Here is a 17,105-nt window from a genome sequence, read left to right on the forward strand (position 1 = left end):
GTAATGTTATTTTAAATTACAAAGTGATGTTTAAAGCCATAGTACATTTTTCGATTCACAAAAAGCTGTTCGTCGGATTGACGACCCTGTTCCTGCTAATCGGAGGGATTTATGCCATGCTGACGTTGCCTATCGACGCCGTCCCCGATATTACGAACAACCAGGTGCAGATTGTGACTGTCTCGCCGACGCTTGCCCCGCAGGAGGTGGAGCAGTTGATTACTTTCCCGATAGAGATTGCCATGAGTAATATTATGAATGTGGAAGAGATACGCTCCGTGTCGCGTTTCGGGTTGTCGCTCGTGACGGTGGTGTTCAAGGAGAGTGTCCCGACACTGGATGCGCGGCAGCTGATCAATGAACAGATACAAACCGTTGCCGGAGAGATTCCCGCCGAACTGGGCATGCCGGAACTGATGCCGATAACGACCGGGCTGGGCGAAATCTACCAGTATGTGCTGAAGGTCGCCCCCGGCTATGAGGACCGCTACGATGCCATGGAGCTACGCACGATTCAGGACTGGATTGTGAAGCGGCAACTTTCGGGTATTCCGGGGATTGTGGAGATTAACAGTTTCGGCGGCTACCTGAAACAATACGAGGTGGCGGTCGACCCGGATGCCCTCTATTCGTTGAACATTACCATCGGCGACGTCTATTCCGCCCTGAGCAGCAACAACCAGAATACCGGCGGAAGTTATATCGAGAAGGTGAACCGTGCTTACTATATCCGTTCGGAAGGTATGATAAGCGATGCGAAAGACATCGAACGCATCGTGATTACGAACCGCGGAGGCATCCCTATACATATCAGCGACGTCGGCACGGTGCGCTTCGGTGCGCCGAAACGTTTCGGTGCGATGACCAAAGACGGCGAAGGCGAATGTGTGGGCGGCATTGCCATGATGCTGAAAGGGGCGAACGCCAATGTGGTGACGAAGGAACTGGAAGCCCGCGTGGAGAAAGTGCAGAAAATGCTTCCCGAAGGCGTCAGTGTCGAACCTTACCTGAACCGTTCAGAGCTGGTGAACCGGAATATCTCGACCGTGGTGCGCAACCTGATTGAAGGGGCACTGATAGTCTTCCTGGTGTTGATCGTCTTTCTGGGGAATGTACGTGCCGGGTTGATTGTCGCTTCGGTTATTCCGTTGGCGATGCTCTTCGGTTTCATTCTGATGCGCGTCTTCGGCGTGTCGGCCAACCTGATGAGCCTGGGGGCGATCGACTTCGGTATCGTGGTGGACGGCTCGATTGTTATCCTTGAAGGGATACTGGCGCATATCTATACGAAACGGCTTGCCGGGAGGACGCTCACGCAGGCTGAACTGGACCGGGAAGTGGAAGCCGGGGCGAGCGGCGTGGTGCGCAGTGCGACCTTTGCCGTCCTGATTATCCTGATTGTGTTCTTTCCCATCCTGACGCTGACGGGGATTGAAGGCAAATATTTTACGCCGATGGCAAAGACGCTGGTCTTCTGTATTATCGGTGCGCTGATTCTCTCGCTTACCTATGTGCCGATGATGGCTTCGCTCTTCCTGAAACGGACCATCTCTGCAAAGCCGACCTTTGCCGACCGTTTCTTCGATAAGCTGAATGTGTTTTATAAACGCGGCCTGCGTTTCTGCCTGCATCATGCCTGGGCGACGGTCGGTTCCGCTTTTGCGTTGCTGGCGGCTTCGTTGCTGCTGTTTACCCGGTTGGGCGCGGAGTTTATCCCGACGCTCGATGAAGGTGACTTTGCGATGCAGATGACGCTTCCCGCCGGAAGTTCGCTGACGCAGAGTATCGAACTTTCCAGCCGGGCGCAGAAGACGCTGATGGAGCAGTTCCCCGAAATCAAACATGTCGTTGCCAAGATAGGGACGGCGGAGGTGCCTACCGACCCGATGGCGGTGGAGGATGCCGATGTGATGATAATCATGAAGTCGTTCAAGGAATGGACGTCGGCTTCCAGCCGTGCCGAGATGGTGGAGAAGATGAAGAAGGCGCTGGAGACGGTCGAGGGGGCGGAGTTCAATTTCAGCCAGCCGATACAACTCCGGTTCAACGAGTTGATGACGGGTGCCAAGGCGGACATCGCCATCAAGCTGTATGGCGAAGACATGGAGGAACTCTACACCCGGGCGAAAGAGGCGGCGACCTATGTGGAGCAGGTGCCCGGTGCCGCCGACGTGATTGTGGAGCAGGCGATGGGACTTCCGCAACTGGTGGTCAGGTACAACCGCGGCAAGATTGCCCGTTACGGTATGAATATAGAGGAACTGAATACGATTATCCGCACGGCCTATGCCGGGGAGGCGGCTGGCGTGATTTTTGAGAACGAACGGCGCTTCGACCTTGTGTTGCGGCTGGATAACGATAAAGTGTCGGACCTTAACCTCGACAAGTTGTTTGTCCGCACGGCGGAGGGTATCCAGATACCCGTCAGCGAGGTGGCGAGTATCGAGCTGGTGAACGGTCCTTTGCAGATAAACCGAGATGCGACCAAACGCCGTATCGTGATTGGAGTGAATGTGCGCGATGCCGATATACAGCAGGTCGTTTCGCAGATACAGGACACGCTGGAAAAGAATATCAAGCTGAAGCCCGGTTATTATTTCGAATACGGCGGGCAGTTCGAGAACCTGCAAAATGCCATCAATACCTTGCTGGTCGTGATTCCTGTTGCACTGGCGTTGATTTTGCTGCTGCTGTTCTTCGCTTTCAAGAGCGTGACTTATACGCTGGTGGTCTTTTCGACCGTGCCCTTGTCGCTGATAGGGGGGATTGTGGCGCTTTGGCTGCGCGGGTTGCCTTTCAGTATTTCTGCCGGGGTCGGCTTTATTGCCTTGTTCGGGGTGGCGGTGCTGAATGGTATCCTGATGATTAATCATTTCAATGACTTACGTAAAAGAAACAGATATACTATGAGTACGAACCGGATTATTGCCCGGGGATGCCCGCATTTGTTGCGCCCGGTATTCCTGACGGGACTGGTGGCTTCGCTGGGATTCGTCCCGATGGCAATTGCCAGGTCGGCAGGTGCGGAGGTGCAGCGTCCGCTGGCGACTGTCGTGATTGGCGGGTTGATTGTTTCGACCGTCCTTACTCTGCTGATTATTCCTGTCTTCTACCGGATGGTTAATTCGTTCCCGCTGATGTGGAAGAAGTTCAGGAAAAGGAGGGGGACGAAGGTTGCCACCCTGGTTCTGCTGCTGGTTGTCCTGTCACCGGCGGCATGGGCGGAGGGGGGAGCGATTCCCGACGCAATCCCGGCAACCGTTACGCTGGACGAGGCCCTTGCCCTTGCCATGAAGAACCATCCCCGTTTGAAGACGGCCTCGGCGGCGATAGACCGCTCGCGGGCTGCAAGGGGAGAGGCCTGGGACCCGGGAGCGACTTCCTTTTCCTATTCCTGGGGGCAAATCAATGGCGAGACACACAGTGACAACCAGCTGGAAGTCACCCAGTCGTTGGGCAACCTCTTGACTCCTTTCTATAAAAACGCCCTGGTCAGCAAGCAGGTGGCGACGGGCGAATATTATCGCAACATGGTACGCAAAGAGATAACGGCAGAGGTGAAACGTGCCTGGGCTTATTATCAGTATGCGGCAAACCTTTGTTCCCTTTACCGCGAAGAGAGCGAGCTGGCAGTCCGTTTGCAGGAGGCGGGAAAACTCCGTTACGAGCAGGGCGATATCACTTTGCTGGAGCGCAATATGGCAACGACGCTGGCAGCCGACCTGCGTACCCGGCTGATGCAGGCGGAAGAAGAGCTTCAACTGGCAGTCCGCCGTTTCACCTGGGCGTGTTATGCCGACAGTCCGATTGTTCCGGCCGACAGTACGCTGGCGTTACTTCCGGGTGTGACCGGAGAGGCGGCGCCGTCGGAAGCGCATCTGAATTATTTCCGGAGCCTGGCAGATGAGAAGAAGGCGCTGCTGAACGTGGAGCGCAGCCGTTTCTTCCCCGAACTTTCGGTCGGTTATATCCGCCAGAAGATTTCACCGCTGAACGGGTTGAATTCGTGGATGGTCGGTGTTTCCTTCCCGCTCTTGTTCTTTCCGCAGCAAAGCCGTTCGAAGCAGGCGAGGATAGATGCCGGAATTGCCCGGACGGAAGCGGAAGCGAGCGCCCGCCAGCTGAACAACAAGGTCGATGAGTTGCAAGCCATGCTCCGCCAACAGGGAGAAAATATCCGTTATTATACGACCGGTGCGCTCCCGGAAGCGGATGCCCTGCTGAAGAGTGCGCAGATACAATTCAAGGAGAGCGAAACGGATATTATGCAGTTCGTCCAGAGCCTGAACAGTGCCCGCGAGATAAGGAGGGGATATATTGAAGCGGTCTATAATTACAATATCTCTGCACTGGAATTGGAATTGTATACTCGGTAAGAAAAAGACAAGCTGTCGGAACTCCCGGAAGCCATATTTTAAGAAAATAGAATATATTAAAAATAAACATCTGATGAAACGAATATTATTTCCTGTTGCAGTCCTTTTATTAGCCGCCTGCAATACGACAACTGAAAAAGAACAGACCCCGGAACCGGTTGCACCTCCTGTCGAACCGGTAGTGGTTGCCACCGATACCATCCGTGTCGACGCCGTCACTTCGGCAACCGCCATGCCGAATCATTCTTCCTTCAACGGAACCATGATTGTGCCTCCCCAACGCCATGCCACCGTCACCCTGACGATGGGAGGGACCGTCCATTCAACGCCCCTGCTTCCGGGCGATTATGTAAAGAAAGGTGCCGTCCTCGCCACCCTCGAAAACCCCGATTTCATCCTGTTGCAACAAAGTTACCTGGAGGCTCATGCCCAAACGGAATATCTCGAAGCCGAATACCACCGCCAGGAGCGTCTGAGTTCGCAGGAAGCAGCTTCCCAGAAACGTTTCCAGCAGAGCAAGGCCGATTACCTTTCGATGAAAAGCCGCCTGGAAGCTGCCGCCGCACAACTCACGATACTCGGAGTTACGCCCGGCGACCTGCTCAAAGACGGTATCCGTCCTTACCTGGAAGTAAAATCCCCGCTGAACGGCTACGTGACCGGGATGACCTTGAACCTGGGTAAATATATCAATGCCGGCGAACCTGTCTGCGAAGTAATCGACAAAGGCGAAACCCTCCTTTGCCTGACCGCCTACGAGAAAGACCTCGACGACCTTATCCCGGGCAGCCGCATCCAGTTCCGCGTGAACGGCATGGGAAAGCAGACGTTCGATGCCACACTGCTGTCTGTCGGCCAGGAGGTCGATGCCGTAAACCGCTCCCTCGAAATCTATGCACGGGTGAAAGGAAACCACGAACGTTTTCGTCCTGGCATGTATGTGACGGCGCGTGTAGAAAAGAAATAAGTATATTTGCGGTATGAAAGTAAATATAGATAAATATGTATTGGCAGTCGTCGTCATTTCCGTGGTGGTGGCGTTCCTGACCCATTTCCCGGAACTGATATCCCTGTTCGACCATTCCGGGGAGAACAATCTTTTCCCCGGAATGCGGATGGCCGATGTTGCCAATGAAGTGTTTTTTACTTTTATTTCGCTGCTGATTCTCTTTGCCCTGAATACGTTCTTCTTCCGGTTCAACCGTCCGGCGGCGCGCATCACGTGGGGAAAGATGGTGCTGTCTTTCGTCCTGACCTGGTTGATGAGCAATCTGTTGGGAAAGGTTTTCGTCTTCCTTCACCACCATTTCGATATTCCGGCGATTGATGCGATGGTGCACCATTACCTGCATCCGTTGCGCGATTTTATCATTACCTGTATCGTGACGGGCAGTTGTTATATGATTCACCTGCTTCGCAAAAGCCAGCAGGTGTTGGTCGAGAACCAGCAGCTACGCACGGAGAACCTGGTGAACCAGTATGAAGCCCTGAAGAACCAACTGAACCCGCATATGCTGTTCAACTCGCTGAATACCCTGCGCTCGCTCATCCGCGAAACGCCCGATAAGGCACAGGATTATTTGCAGGAACTGTCGCGGGTGCTTCGTTACACCTTGCAGGAGAATGAATCCCAAAGCGTCACCTTGCGGGAGGAGATGGAGTTTGTCTCTGCCTATATCTTTTTGTTGAAGATGCGCTATGAAGATAACCTGGAGTTTGATATCCGGATAGACGAAGCCGCCGGGGGCGCCAGCTTCCCCCTATGTCCGTCCAGCTGCTGATTGAAAACGCTGTCAAGCATAATGAGATTAGCAATCGCCATCCGTTGGTCATCCGGGTTTTTACCGAAGGAAACCGGCTGACAGTCAGTAATCCCGTCCAGCGTAAGCTTACAGCCAGCGGAGGCTTGCAAATCGGTCTGGCAAACCTGGCGAAACGTTACAACCTGCTCTTTAAGGAGGAAATCGAGGTGCGCGAAGAGAACAATACATTTATCGTAACTATTCCATTGATATGAATGCACTTATCATAGAAGATGAAAAAGCGGCGGTCCGCAATCTGACGGCTCTGCTTTCGGAGGCGGCCCCGCATATCGGGGTTGTGGCCGTGTTGGATAGTATTGCAGAAAGTATCGACTGGTTCCGTGCCAATGCGATGCCCGACCTGATATTCCTCGATATTCATCTGGCGGACGGTTCCGCCTTCGAGATTTTCGAACATGTGGATATCTCCTGCCCGATCATTTTCACGACGGCCTACGATGAGTATGCCCTGCGTGCCTTCAAAGTGAACAGCATCGATTATCTGCTCAAGCCGATTGGCGGGAGCGACATACGGAAGGCGATTGGCAAACTGGAACAACTGCGTTCGGAGGCACCTTCAAAGGAATTTGATTACAGCCGCCTGATTCATGTGCTGAAACGGCAGGAAAGCTACAAGACGCATTTCCTGGTTCCGGTAAAGGGGGACAAGTTGCTTCCGCTGTCGGTAGATATGATTCTGTTCTTCTATATCAATGACGGGCTTGTGAAGGCGGTCGTTACCGATGGGCGGGAATATACTTTTACGCAGACGCTCGATGAGTTGTCCGACTGTCTGAACCCGGATATTTTCTTCCGTGTGAACCGCCAGTATCTTATCTCCCGGAAAGCCGTATCCGACATCGACCTCTGGTTTAACGGACGCCTGTCTGTGAACCTGAAAGTCCCTGTGCAGGAGAAAATCCTGGTAAGCAAGGCGCGTGTCGGGGAGTTCAAGGATTGGTTTACCGGGAAATATACCTGAAATCCCGTTTGGTATATTATTACTGCCGCTTCGTCTACTAAAATATCCGGGCATCAGCTGTTTGTCTAGTTTTGCTTCGAGTTCAATAATAAAAAGAAGCATGATATGAAAACAGTATGGTTGTGGTTGATGTTGGCGGGAGTTTTTATATGCCGGGAAACAAGCGCACAGGTCTGGCTGAAGACTGAATATATCGGTTCGTCCGGATTCCGGGATGCCGATAATAAAAAGGTAGGCGGCAAAGGGGATATGAAGGTGATTCAGGGAGGGGTGAACATTCCCGTATCCATGAAAATGGATGAAAACAACCACCCGACAGCCTGGATGGTCGGTCTGGGCGCTTCCTATGCTTCGATGGATAACAAGGACTTGTCGGAGTATATGGAGTCGCAAATCTTCAATGCGCAGCTGGCTGTTTCGTATATCCGTCCGTTGAGTAAGAGGTGGTCGCTTCTGGCAAGTGCCGGGGTGGGGCTTTTTATGAATACCGGCAGCCTTGCCTATGCCCGTTGGGACCATGTGATGGGGGTGGGGATGGCGGCGGCTATCTGGCATCTGCGCGATAATCTGGATTTGGGGATGGGGGTTGCGCTGAATACCAGCTTTGGTTATCCGATGGTTTTTCCGGCTCTTTTTGTGGATTGGCGGCTCGAAGGGCGTTATATGGTGAATGTCTCGATGATGGACGGGGTGGAGATATCGGGCGGGATGCAGTTGCATAAGTTGCTTCGGCTGAAGCTGGTCGGTTCGATGAACGGTATGCTTGCTTTCGTGGAGCACGACGGCAAGGATAAGATATTCACCCAGCAGTATATTACGACCGGGTTGCAACCGGAACTGACTATCACGAAGTCGCTGTCCGTTCCGATAACGGTTGGCTTGTCCGCTTACCGGGCGGCTTTTTATGATGACCGCACGCTAAAAGCGATGTTCAAGTCGATGGACAGGGAGTATGACCCGCATTTCTCACCTGCTTTTTATACGAGTATAGCCGTCAAATATGGTTTTTGAGGGGGATATGTGTATCTTTGTTCTTTATTTGTGAAATATTAAACTCCTATTATGCCGAAGTTGGAAGGAACCTATAACAGCTTTTTGATTGATTTCCTGATAGCTCCGAAGTACAGGTTCGGGAGGCATTTGCTGCTGGTACTGTTCTTTACTTTTGTGGCGTTCAATATGCCTTATCTGACCTGCGCCGGTTTTCTGGATGAGGTGGGCGGTGTGATTGGGTATGTCAGCGGGCTGTTGCTGGCGTTTTATCTCGGAGGGATTTACCTGCACATGTATGTCCTGTTGCCCGGATTGCTGCTGAAAAACCGGTATGTGTTGTATATCATTATCGTGTCCCTGCTTATTCTGGTTATGATTGTAGTCTCTTTCGGGAGCGATTACTGGCTGAACCGGTATTCCGGGCAGGAGCCGGGTCTTATTCCTTTTTCTATAAGAACCGGATAATGGCTGTCGAGATTGTAAGTAACTTTTTCCTGTACGGTCTGCTGATTGCCGGTACTTCCATCACTATCCTGCTTCGCCATTGGATGGGATTCTACCAGCGGAAGAACGAACTGGAGAAGGTGAACCTGAAAACTGAACTGGAATCTTTGAAAGACCAGATAAACCCGGAGTTCCTTTTTAATATGCTCGATGAGGCGGGCAGGCAGACCTTCGATAACCCCGGACAGGCATCGAAGGTGTTGATGGAGTTGAGCAGGCTGCTCCGTTACCAGTTGTACGACGGGAAGCGGGAGAAGGTACTGCTGATTTCCGAGATATCGTTTATCGAGCGTTTTCTTGAACTGGCGAAGATGAAGTATGCGAACCTGAGCTTTACCGTGACGAAGGAGGGGGAGGTCAGCCGTAAACTGGTGCCACCTTTATTGTTTATTCCTTTTGCCATTCATTATATAAAGCAGTTGTCGTCGGAAGAGTCCCGGATGGATATTTATTTCTGTTTCCGGGCAGGTGAGCGGAAGTTGTTTTTCTCTTGTATTTGTTTTGCTCCGGGACTGCCGGACGGGCAGAAAGAGCATAACGAAGACCTGGAAGATGTGAAGCATCGCCTCGATTTGCTGTTCAAAGACGCTTATAAGTTGGAGACGGTGGATGATGGGGCTCTTTGTAAAACGAATTTATGTATCAGGTTATGATAAATGCATCCGGTTTTCTGTTGCGTCTGCTGGTTGATTCCCGTTACAGGATTTTCAGGCATTTCCTGCTGTTCTTTCTTAGTATGCTGATCATATCCGTGAATTTTTATCTGGATTTGATAGAGGGGAAGGAGTCTTTGATAAGAAGTAGTATTGCACAGAGTTTGATACTACTTATACCTATTTATTTGAGCGTATTTATATTGACCCCGCGTTTACTGCTGAAGAATAAGCTGGGGAAGTATGTCATCTCCGTGTTTTTGGTTATCGCTGTGGCTATTTTGTTTTCTTATCTGCTGCGGCAGGAAGATATCGAAAGAGAATATAAACTGTATCAGTTTTGGCTGGCAGCCTTCTTTTTTATCTCTTCCATTATCCAGTTAAGCCTGATTATTGCGGGCGCGTCGGCGGTGATTGTTTTCCAGGATTACGTGAAATACGGCCAGCGTATCGACGAACTGGAGAATGCGACGATGCAGTCGGAACTGGAACAGTTGAAGAACCAGATAAACCCGCATTTCCTGTTCAATATGCTGAATAACGCGAATGTGCTGATAAAGGAAAATCCGGTGGAGGCGGTGCATGTCCTGTCCAAGTTGAAAGACCTGTTGAAGTATCAACTGAAAGACAGTACTTCCGAAACGGTCTATCTGGCGGACGATATCCGTTTCCTGACCGATTATCTCAATATGGAGAAGATACGGCGTGATAATTTCGATTTCATCATCTCTACGGAAGGGGAAACAGCGCATATAACCGTTCCACCTTTATTATTCATCCCTTTTGTGGAGAATGCTGTGAAACATAATAACGATAACAGGAAACTGTCGTATGTGCACCTCTATTTCAAAACGAAAGAGGAGCAGCTTATCTTTATCTGTATCAATTCGAAGCCGGCCGAACAGAAAGAGAAGCCTGTCGACGGGGGGATAGGTCTTGCCAATATCAGCCGCCGCCTGCAACTTCTGTATGATACGGATTGTTCTTTGCAAATAAATGAGACGGATATAACATATACGGTCAATCTTCGTTTAAAACTTAAAAACTGATTAGTATGAATTGTATCATTGTAGATGATGAACCGCTAGGTCGTAAGGCAATCCAGTTGTTGATACAGGATACGCCGGTGTTGTCTTTGTATGGAAGTTTCGGCGATGCCGTGTCTGCCGGTAAGTTTATGCAGGCGAGTCCGGTGGACCTGGTGTTTCTGGATATCAAGATGCCGGGGGTGAACGGACTGGAGTTTGCCCGGATGATCCCGTCGGATACGCTTGTCATCTTTGTGACGGCTTATGCAGAGTATGCCCTCGACAGCTATGAGGTGGATGCGATAGATTATCTGGTGAAACCGATTGAAATCGAACGTTTCAAACGGGCGGTACAGAAAGCACATACTTATCATTCCCTGCTGAAAACCGACAACAGCAAGAATCAGGTGGAGTCTGTTTCCGCCAGTCATATCTTTGTGAAAGCGGAACGGCGTTATTTCAGGATACAGCTGGAAAATATCCTTTTCATCGAGGGACTGAAGGATTATGTCGTGATACAGACTCCCGAACAGCGGATTGTGACGAAGATGAATCTGAAGTCGATCCATGAGATGCTTCCGAAAGATGTTTTTCTGCGAACGAACAAGTCTTATATCGTGAACTCCAATTATATAGCCTCGTTTGACAACAATGATGTATTTATTGGAAAGTATGAAATATCGATAGGGAATAGTTACCGGGATGCGTTCTTTGAGAAGTTTTTTATGAAGAATAATCTGTCGGATTGAGTACTGTTCTTTTGAAAATCCCGTATATTTGTCGTTGAAAAATAAATAAAGTGAACAAAAGATGCCTAAAATAGCCGCTGCCTTTTCCATTAAGAGTTATGGATTATACACAGCCAGGGAACGCGAGTCGAAGGATTAGGCAGGATAAGTTTGTGGGAGATTGATATGAAAGAATCAGTACGGATATTCCGTTTTATCATAGTGGGGACCCTGAATGCTCTTATTACCGCCCTGGTTATTTGGGTGTTGATGAAGGGTGTCGGATGTAATTACCTTTGGTCGAACATTGCCGGTTATGTTGCTGCGTTGGTTAATAACTTTTTTTGGAGCAAATACTGGATATTCTCCTCTCGGAGTGGAAAGTTTGAACGTGAGGTGCCTCTTTTCCTTGTCGCTTTCGGTTGTGCTTACGGCTTACAGTTTCTCTCCCTGCTGTTGATGGTGGAGATAGGTGATATGAATGAATACCTGGCGCAGTTCCTGGGGTTATTCGTATATGGCGCCGTCAATTTCACGATGAATAAACGGCTGACTTTTACCAGAAAACAATGATTTCTTATCCGGTAGTGACACTATTCAAACTTTATCCTTCAGGCTTCAGGAATATATAATCCTTGAAAAATAAGGAATCCAACTGAAGGGTGCCACATTCCGGATTTTGATTCCGACAGATAGGCACCCGTTTGCCAACCGATAGTTATTTGTTTGTCTGCGGGTAGTTATCCGCTCCAAAAAGCATAGGTGTTTTGAAATGTTAAGTCAGGACTTTTGATGACAAAACATATATGCTTTGAAGACAAAAGTCCTATGTTTTGCCGGAAGTTACTTTATCCGGAATTTCCGTATACATTTTTTTACAATTCTATCCCTTCAGCCGTATATATTGAAAAATATTCTCTCCCGGCAACTGAAAGCTGAAAGCAATAATTTGAAAAGAGACAGAGTGTAAAAAGTTTCTATATGGTCCAATCTGCGTCATCTGCGTGCCATATAGAAACAAATGCTATGACTCGAATCTGATAATAATTGAACCTGTCCATCCTCATGACCATATTGGCATTAAGCTTGCGTCGTATTCTTCCAAATCCGTATCATATAGAAGGGCAGGTGTGTGAATGCGAATACAAAGGAGATGATTAGCAAAACCTTGCTTTCATCCCAACCCACTGTCTGCTGGTGCCACAACCCGGTGATAACGCAGAGGACGGAGAGGGTGATACCTATCATGTTCAGCGAAAGCTGTCCTTTGCGATGTTGTTGCATATATTCCAACTTACTGTGTTTAATGCCGTAACAGGCATAAATATCCAATCCGATAAGCATCCAGAGTACCAGGCGAATCCATGTGTCGGCCGGAAGGAAAAGCATCATGCAGAGACAAGTCACGATTCCGAGAACCGGTACAAGCGGAACGAACGGCGTTTTAAAAGCACGTTGCACGTCCGGCATCGTTTTTCTTACCACCAATACGCCTGCACAAACCAGTGTAAAGGCAAATAATGTTCCTATACTCGTCATCTCCCCGGCTACCCGGGCAGGTACGAAGGCCGCCAGCAATCCGACCAACAACATGAAAAGCAGGTTACTGCGTGCCGGAGTGCGGAATTTTTCATTGATATGCGAAAAGAACGGAGGCAATAACCCGTCGCGGCTCATGCTCAGGAATACGCGGCTTTGTCCGAGCAACGTAACCATTATCACCGAACAGTAACCAAACAGGATAGCCAGTACGATTGCCTTATTCAGCCAGGGATAATCCGGTTGGATGACCCCGGCGGCATCCGCATGTCCCATATGTGAAATAGCTACGGCAACAGGCGCAATCCCTTCCTGCCCGTTGAACTGGCTGTAATGTGCCACTCCGGTCATCACATGAGCGAAAAGCATATAAAGGATAGTACAAACCAGCAGGGAAACAAGAATCCCGATCGGCATATCCCGTTTCGGGTTTTTAGCTTCCTGTGCAGCGGTCGATACGGCATCGAATCCGAGGAAAGCGAAGAAAACGATTGCTGCCCCGCGAAGCACACCGGAGAAACCGTATTCACCTAACGTCCCGGTATTCGCCGGAATATAAGGAACATAATTCTCCGTATTGATATATTTCCATCCCAAAGCGACAAATACCAATACGACCGAAACCTTGAGGAAGACAATTATCCCGTTGAAAATCGAACTCCCTTCCGTTCCCCGTATCAGGAAAATACTCATCAGTACGACAATAAGAAAAGCGGGTATATTGACTATCCCTCCGTCCCAGGGACATGCCGTCAACGTATGTGGCAGATGGATACCCACCCCTTCGAGGAATACGACCAGATACCGGCTCCAACTGATACTGACCGTCGTTGCGGCTACGGTATATTCAAGTACCAAATCCCAGCCGATAATCCAGGCAATCAGTTCCCCCATCGTGGCATATGAATAGGTGTAGGCACTTCCGGCAACCGGTATCATGGATGCAAATTCGGCATAGCATAATCCGGCAAAACAACAGCCTAGCGCAGCAATGGCAAATGATAAGGTAATGGCTGGACCGGTATATCCGGCAGCAACGGTTCCGGTGATAGAGAATAACCCGGCACCGATGATAACCCCTACACCCAGCGCGACCAGACTCCAGGGGCCTAATACCCGTTTCAGCGTTTTACTACCCGACTCATTAGCCTCCGCCTGTAAAGCGCCTAACGGTTTCTTTATAAATAATCCCATTCTTCTGTTTGTTTAGGTGTGGTTGCGTCAAAAGCCTCTTTTGTCATAGCGGACTTGATGCAACCTCACAGTATTTCAATAATCGGCCGCAAAGGTAGGGATTACAGGAAAAATATACAAATTCAGTTATGAATGGACAATCGTTCCCAGATGTAATCGGGAATCAGCTTCCAGAAGAATACCAGTGTGACATACCGCCAGTCGATGATGACTGTCCGTTTCTTTCGTTTCAAAGCCCGTACAATCCGTTGTGCTACCCGTTCCGGACGCATCAGTAGCGGATAGTTATCATTTTTTAGCAAAGCCGTTTTCACGAACCCCGGACGTATATCGGTAAAAATTATCGGTAACTTTTCCATCCTGGCTAACTGTGCCAGTGCGTCGATATAAGTATTCTGGAAACGTTTGGTGGCGGAATAGGAGGGTGCTACTCCCAAACCTTTAGTCCCGGCGATAGAACTGATAACGGCCAGATGCCCGCATCCCTGTTCCTTGAAATAATGGTAAGCGGCAGTGACCATGCGGGTAAAACCGATTGCATTGGTATTGACGGTTGCCAGTTCAATGTCCGGATTCAAAGTCCGGTTCTGATTGCCGACACCGGTACTGAGCAGGAACAGGTCCATGCCTCCCAGTTTATCAATTAGCAGGTGGAGCTTGTCTACGGCTTCCACCTCAGTCACGTCGAGCTGTTGTATCTCTGTCTGCTCGGGAGCCTGCTCCCTGAATGCTTCCAGCCGTTCCAGCCGACGTCCTGCCACTCCAACGCGCCAACCCAGTTGACGATATATCTTTGCCACTTCGTAACCGATACCGGAAGTCGCCCCGATGATAACAATCCTTTTCACGATTTCTTTTTATTTAAAGACTAATAGAAGAACAAATGTAAGCAAAACTTTATTAATTCAACGTTACGCTTCTTACTTATTGATATTCTATCGCTCACACATTCTTTTTTAGGCTATTCTTTACTTGTTCATTCAATATATTCTTAATACCTTGCCACCGTGTTAGCTATAGCTTAAGAGATTCATTGTCCTATAAATAAAATAGCATGAAAATAAACAATCTCATCTTACTGGTATCCCTTTTAATAATGGGAAGCCAGGTTGTAAGCTCCCAATCGAAGACAGGCGACTTACCGGTATTTGATTTCTCAAAAAACTATCCTCAGAAGAAGTTGCGCCTTCAGGATATGGCGGAAATAGAGTATGTGCCTTTGGAGACAACAGATGAAATTTTGTTGGGTGGTTCATCGGTACTTTCAGCTGTTACCGATAAATATATTCTTATCCATGAATCCCGATTGGGTGATATATTTGTTTTCGATCGTAAAATAGGAAAGCTCTATTCACATTTCAATCACAAAGGACAGAGCGGGCGGGAATATACATGGATTAATGTCGGTACAATTTTAGATGAGAAGAAGGAAGAAATCTATGTGTGTTCCCAATTCATTCAGGTTTATTCTCTGAAGGGAGACTACAAACGAACATTGAAAATAAATACATTTGATAATGAAATGAGTATTTTCAATTTTGACGATGAATCTCTACTTATCTATGAAGGTGTAATAATTGAACCTGGTCGTGAAAGTAAGACTAAAAAGTCCCCTTACCGTCTTGTCTCCAAAAAAGATGGTAGCCAGCTTTCTGTATTAGACATTCATTTTGAAAAAAGATATACAAACAAAATAGCTCAATCATTGGAGGGTAATATGTGGAGACCTTTTGGAATTTATTATCCTCAAAATATGCATTACGGTCCGGATCTAATGATTGCGGATATTTCATCCGACACATTGTTTCGGTTATCCCCGGATAAGGGATTAATACCCTTATTAACCCGCAAGCCATCGACTCATGCTCCTGAACCTCGGAATATATGGATACCTTTATTAACAACTGATAAGTTCATGTTGATAGGTACGCTTCTATTAGATTTTAAATCACTGAAAGGCGGACCGATTCCAACGTTTATGTATGAATTTAAGACCGGTGAAATAAAGAAGACGCCGATTTTAGATACAGAATATGATACAAGGGCTTGGAGTCAGGGAAGATGGTCGCCGGATGCATCGCCTGATATCGCACGGAATATGGTCGCTGAAATGATTCAGGCATCAACGGTTATAGAGGCTTATCATGGAAAACGTTTGGCCGGGAATGGAATGAAGATTGCAAAGACACTTGTCGAAGACGATAATCCGGTAATCAGGATTATTAAATTCAAGTAATAAATATATTACTGCCGATAGTGCTTACTTATTGGCATTTATACAATAATTACTATATTTGTGGAAACAAATCTTTAAACCATATTTATACCATGAAACATTTATTTTTTGGAAAGCTATTGGTTGTGTTGCTCTCCTTTTTCTGTGTATGTTCGGTATCTGCACGCAAACCTATCAAGACGTTGTTGATTACCGGGCAAAACAATCATAACTGGCAAGTTAGCCATGTTGTTTTAAAGCAAATACTGGAAAACTCCGGTCGTTTCTCCGTAGATTTCGCAGTGTCTCCTTCACAAGGACAGGATATGTCCGGTTTTGTGCTTGATTTTGCTCCGTATGAATTAGTTGTGTTGGATTATAACGGTGATTCATGGCCGGAAGAAACAAACAAGCGTTTTCTGGAGTTCGTGCAAAATGGCGGGGGAGTGGTCGTTTATCATGCGGCAGATAACGCTTTCTCCAAGTGGCCGGAATTTAATAAGATATGTGCCTTGGGTGGATGGGAAGGACGTGATGAAAACTCCGGTCCTTATGTGTATTGGCAGGATGGTAAACTAGTCAAGGATAGTTCTGCCGGTCCGGGCGGTTCGCATGGAAAACAGCATGAATATGTGTTGAACGGGCGTGATAAAATACATCCCATTGTAAAAGGATTGCCTTTGAAATGGCGTCATACCCAGGATGAACTATACGACCGTATGCGTGGTCCGGGTAATATCGGAGACTTGCTTTATACGGCTTATTCGGATAAAGAGACAGGAGGTTCAGGACGTGAAGAACCGCTTGTCTTTACCGTCGATTACGGAAATGCCCGTATCTTCCATACCATGCTCGGACATGCCGGTGCTACTGTTGAAGATAATACAGCTATGCAGTGTACAGGCTTCCAGGTTTTGTTACTGCGTGGTGCGGAATGGGCTGCAACCGGAAAGGTAACTCAGAAAGTACCCAAAGATTTCCCGACCGAGACACAGTGCAGTTACCGGAAGGATTATAAGGAAAAGAAATAAATAGATATTACTTTTCTTTTGAAAGAAAAGCAATCAAAAAATCAAGGCTGTATCTGGTTT

The 17,105-nt window shown here is 48.3% G+C and carries 13 protein-coding genes and 1 pseudogene; 12 read left to right on the forward strand and 2 right to left on the reverse strand.

Annotated features, from left to right (window positions below; translation table 11 throughout):
* The first annotated feature begins 26 nt into the window (after positions 1-26).
* The 10 genes and pseudogenes from C825_RS13940 to C825_RS13985 all read left to right on the forward strand — a co-directional run bounded on the left by C825_RS13940 (position 27) and on the right by C825_RS13985 (position 11,639).
* Positions 27-4,376: a CusA/CzcA family heavy metal efflux RND transporter gene (locus C825_RS13940; RefSeq protein ID WP_010802908.1), complete on the forward strand. Its 4,350-nt coding sequence runs from the start codon at positions 27-29 to the stop codon at positions 4,374-4,376.
* 73 nt (positions 4,377-4,449) lie between these two features.
* Entirely contained in the window at positions 4,450-5,343 is an 894-nt protein-coding gene (locus C825_RS13945; RefSeq protein ID WP_010802909.1) for an efflux RND transporter periplasmic adaptor subunit, read from the forward strand.
* A gap of 13 nt (positions 5,344-5,356) precedes the next feature.
* Positions 5,357-6,393 (forward strand): annotated as a pseudogene (locus tag C825_RS13950) (sensor histidine kinase).
* Positions 6,390-7,160: a LytR/AlgR family response regulator transcription factor gene (locus C825_RS13955; protein WP_007657168.1), complete on the forward strand. Its 771-nt coding sequence runs from the start codon at positions 6,390-6,392 to the stop codon at positions 7,158-7,160. Before C825_RS13950 ends, C825_RS13955 begins: the two are co-directional and overlap by 4 nt.
* Before the next feature lie 105 nt (positions 7,161-7,265).
* Positions 7,266-8,171 carry a DUF6268 family outer membrane beta-barrel protein gene (locus C825_RS13960; protein WP_010802911.1) on the forward strand — a complete coding sequence of 302 codons (906 nt, stop codon included), beginning with the start codon at positions 7,266-7,268 and terminating at the stop codon, positions 8,169-8,171.
* 51 nt (positions 8,172-8,222) lie between these two features.
* Positions 8,223-8,618 carry a hypothetical protein gene (locus tag C825_RS13965; protein ID WP_250690587.1) on the forward strand — a complete coding sequence of 132 codons (396 nt, stop codon included), beginning with the start codon at positions 8,223-8,225 and terminating at the stop codon, positions 8,616-8,618.
* Complete coding sequence (locus C825_RS13970; RefSeq protein WP_250690588.1) at positions 8,618-9,310, forward strand: sensor histidine kinase; 693 nt, start codon at positions 8,618-8,620, stop codon at positions 9,308-9,310. Before C825_RS13965 ends, C825_RS13970 begins: the two co-directional genes overlap by 1 nt.
* A complete protein-coding gene (locus C825_RS13975; RefSeq protein ID WP_228100094.1) occupies positions 9,307-10,359 on the forward strand; it encodes a sensor histidine kinase in 1,053 nt (350 codons plus the stop codon). Before C825_RS13970 ends, C825_RS13975 begins: the two co-directional genes overlap by 4 nt.
* Positions 10,360-10,364: 5 nt before the next feature.
* Positions 10,365-11,087: a LytR/AlgR family response regulator transcription factor gene (locus C825_RS13980; RefSeq protein WP_010802914.1), complete on the forward strand. Its 723-nt coding sequence runs from the start codon at positions 10,365-10,367 to the stop codon at positions 11,085-11,087.
* A gap of 165 nt (positions 11,088-11,252) precedes the next feature.
* Positions 11,253-11,639: a GtrA family protein gene (locus C825_RS13985; protein ID WP_007657160.1), complete on the forward strand. Its 387-nt coding sequence runs from the start codon at positions 11,253-11,255 to the stop codon at positions 11,637-11,639.
* A gap of 507 nt (positions 11,640-12,146) precedes the next feature.
* On the opposite strand, the gene C825_RS13990 is transcribed toward C825_RS13985, so the two are convergent.
* On the reverse strand, positions 12,147-13,799 hold the full coding sequence (locus C825_RS13990) for an amino acid permease (protein ID WP_010802915.1): 1,653 nt from the start codon (positions 13,797-13,799) through the stop codon (positions 12,147-12,149).
* 122 nt (positions 13,800-13,921) lie between these two features.
* On the reverse strand, positions 13,922-14,647 hold the full coding sequence (locus C825_RS13995) for an SDR family NAD(P)-dependent oxidoreductase (protein WP_010802916.1): 726 nt from the start codon (positions 14,645-14,647) through the stop codon (positions 13,922-13,924).
* A gap of 206 nt (positions 14,648-14,853) precedes the next feature.
* On the opposite strand from C825_RS13995, the gene C825_RS14000 reads away from it, so the two are divergent.
* Together C825_RS14000 and C825_RS14005 are read left to right on the forward strand one after the other, a co-directional pair.
* Positions 14,854-16,035: a DUF4934 domain-containing protein gene (locus C825_RS14000; protein WP_010802917.1), complete on the forward strand. Its 1,182-nt coding sequence runs from the start codon at positions 14,854-14,856 to the stop codon at positions 16,033-16,035.
* 92 nt (positions 16,036-16,127) lie between these two features.
* A complete protein-coding gene (locus tag C825_RS14005; RefSeq protein ID WP_010802918.1) occupies positions 16,128-17,045 on the forward strand; it encodes a ThuA domain-containing protein in 918 nt (305 codons plus the stop codon).
* Positions 17,046-17,105 lie beyond the last annotated feature (60 nt).

Source organism: Parabacteroides sp. ASF519 (assembly GCF_000364265.2).
Taxonomy (GTDB): domain Bacteria; phylum Bacteroidota; class Bacteroidia; order Bacteroidales; family Tannerellaceae; genus Parabacteroides; species Parabacteroides goldsteinii.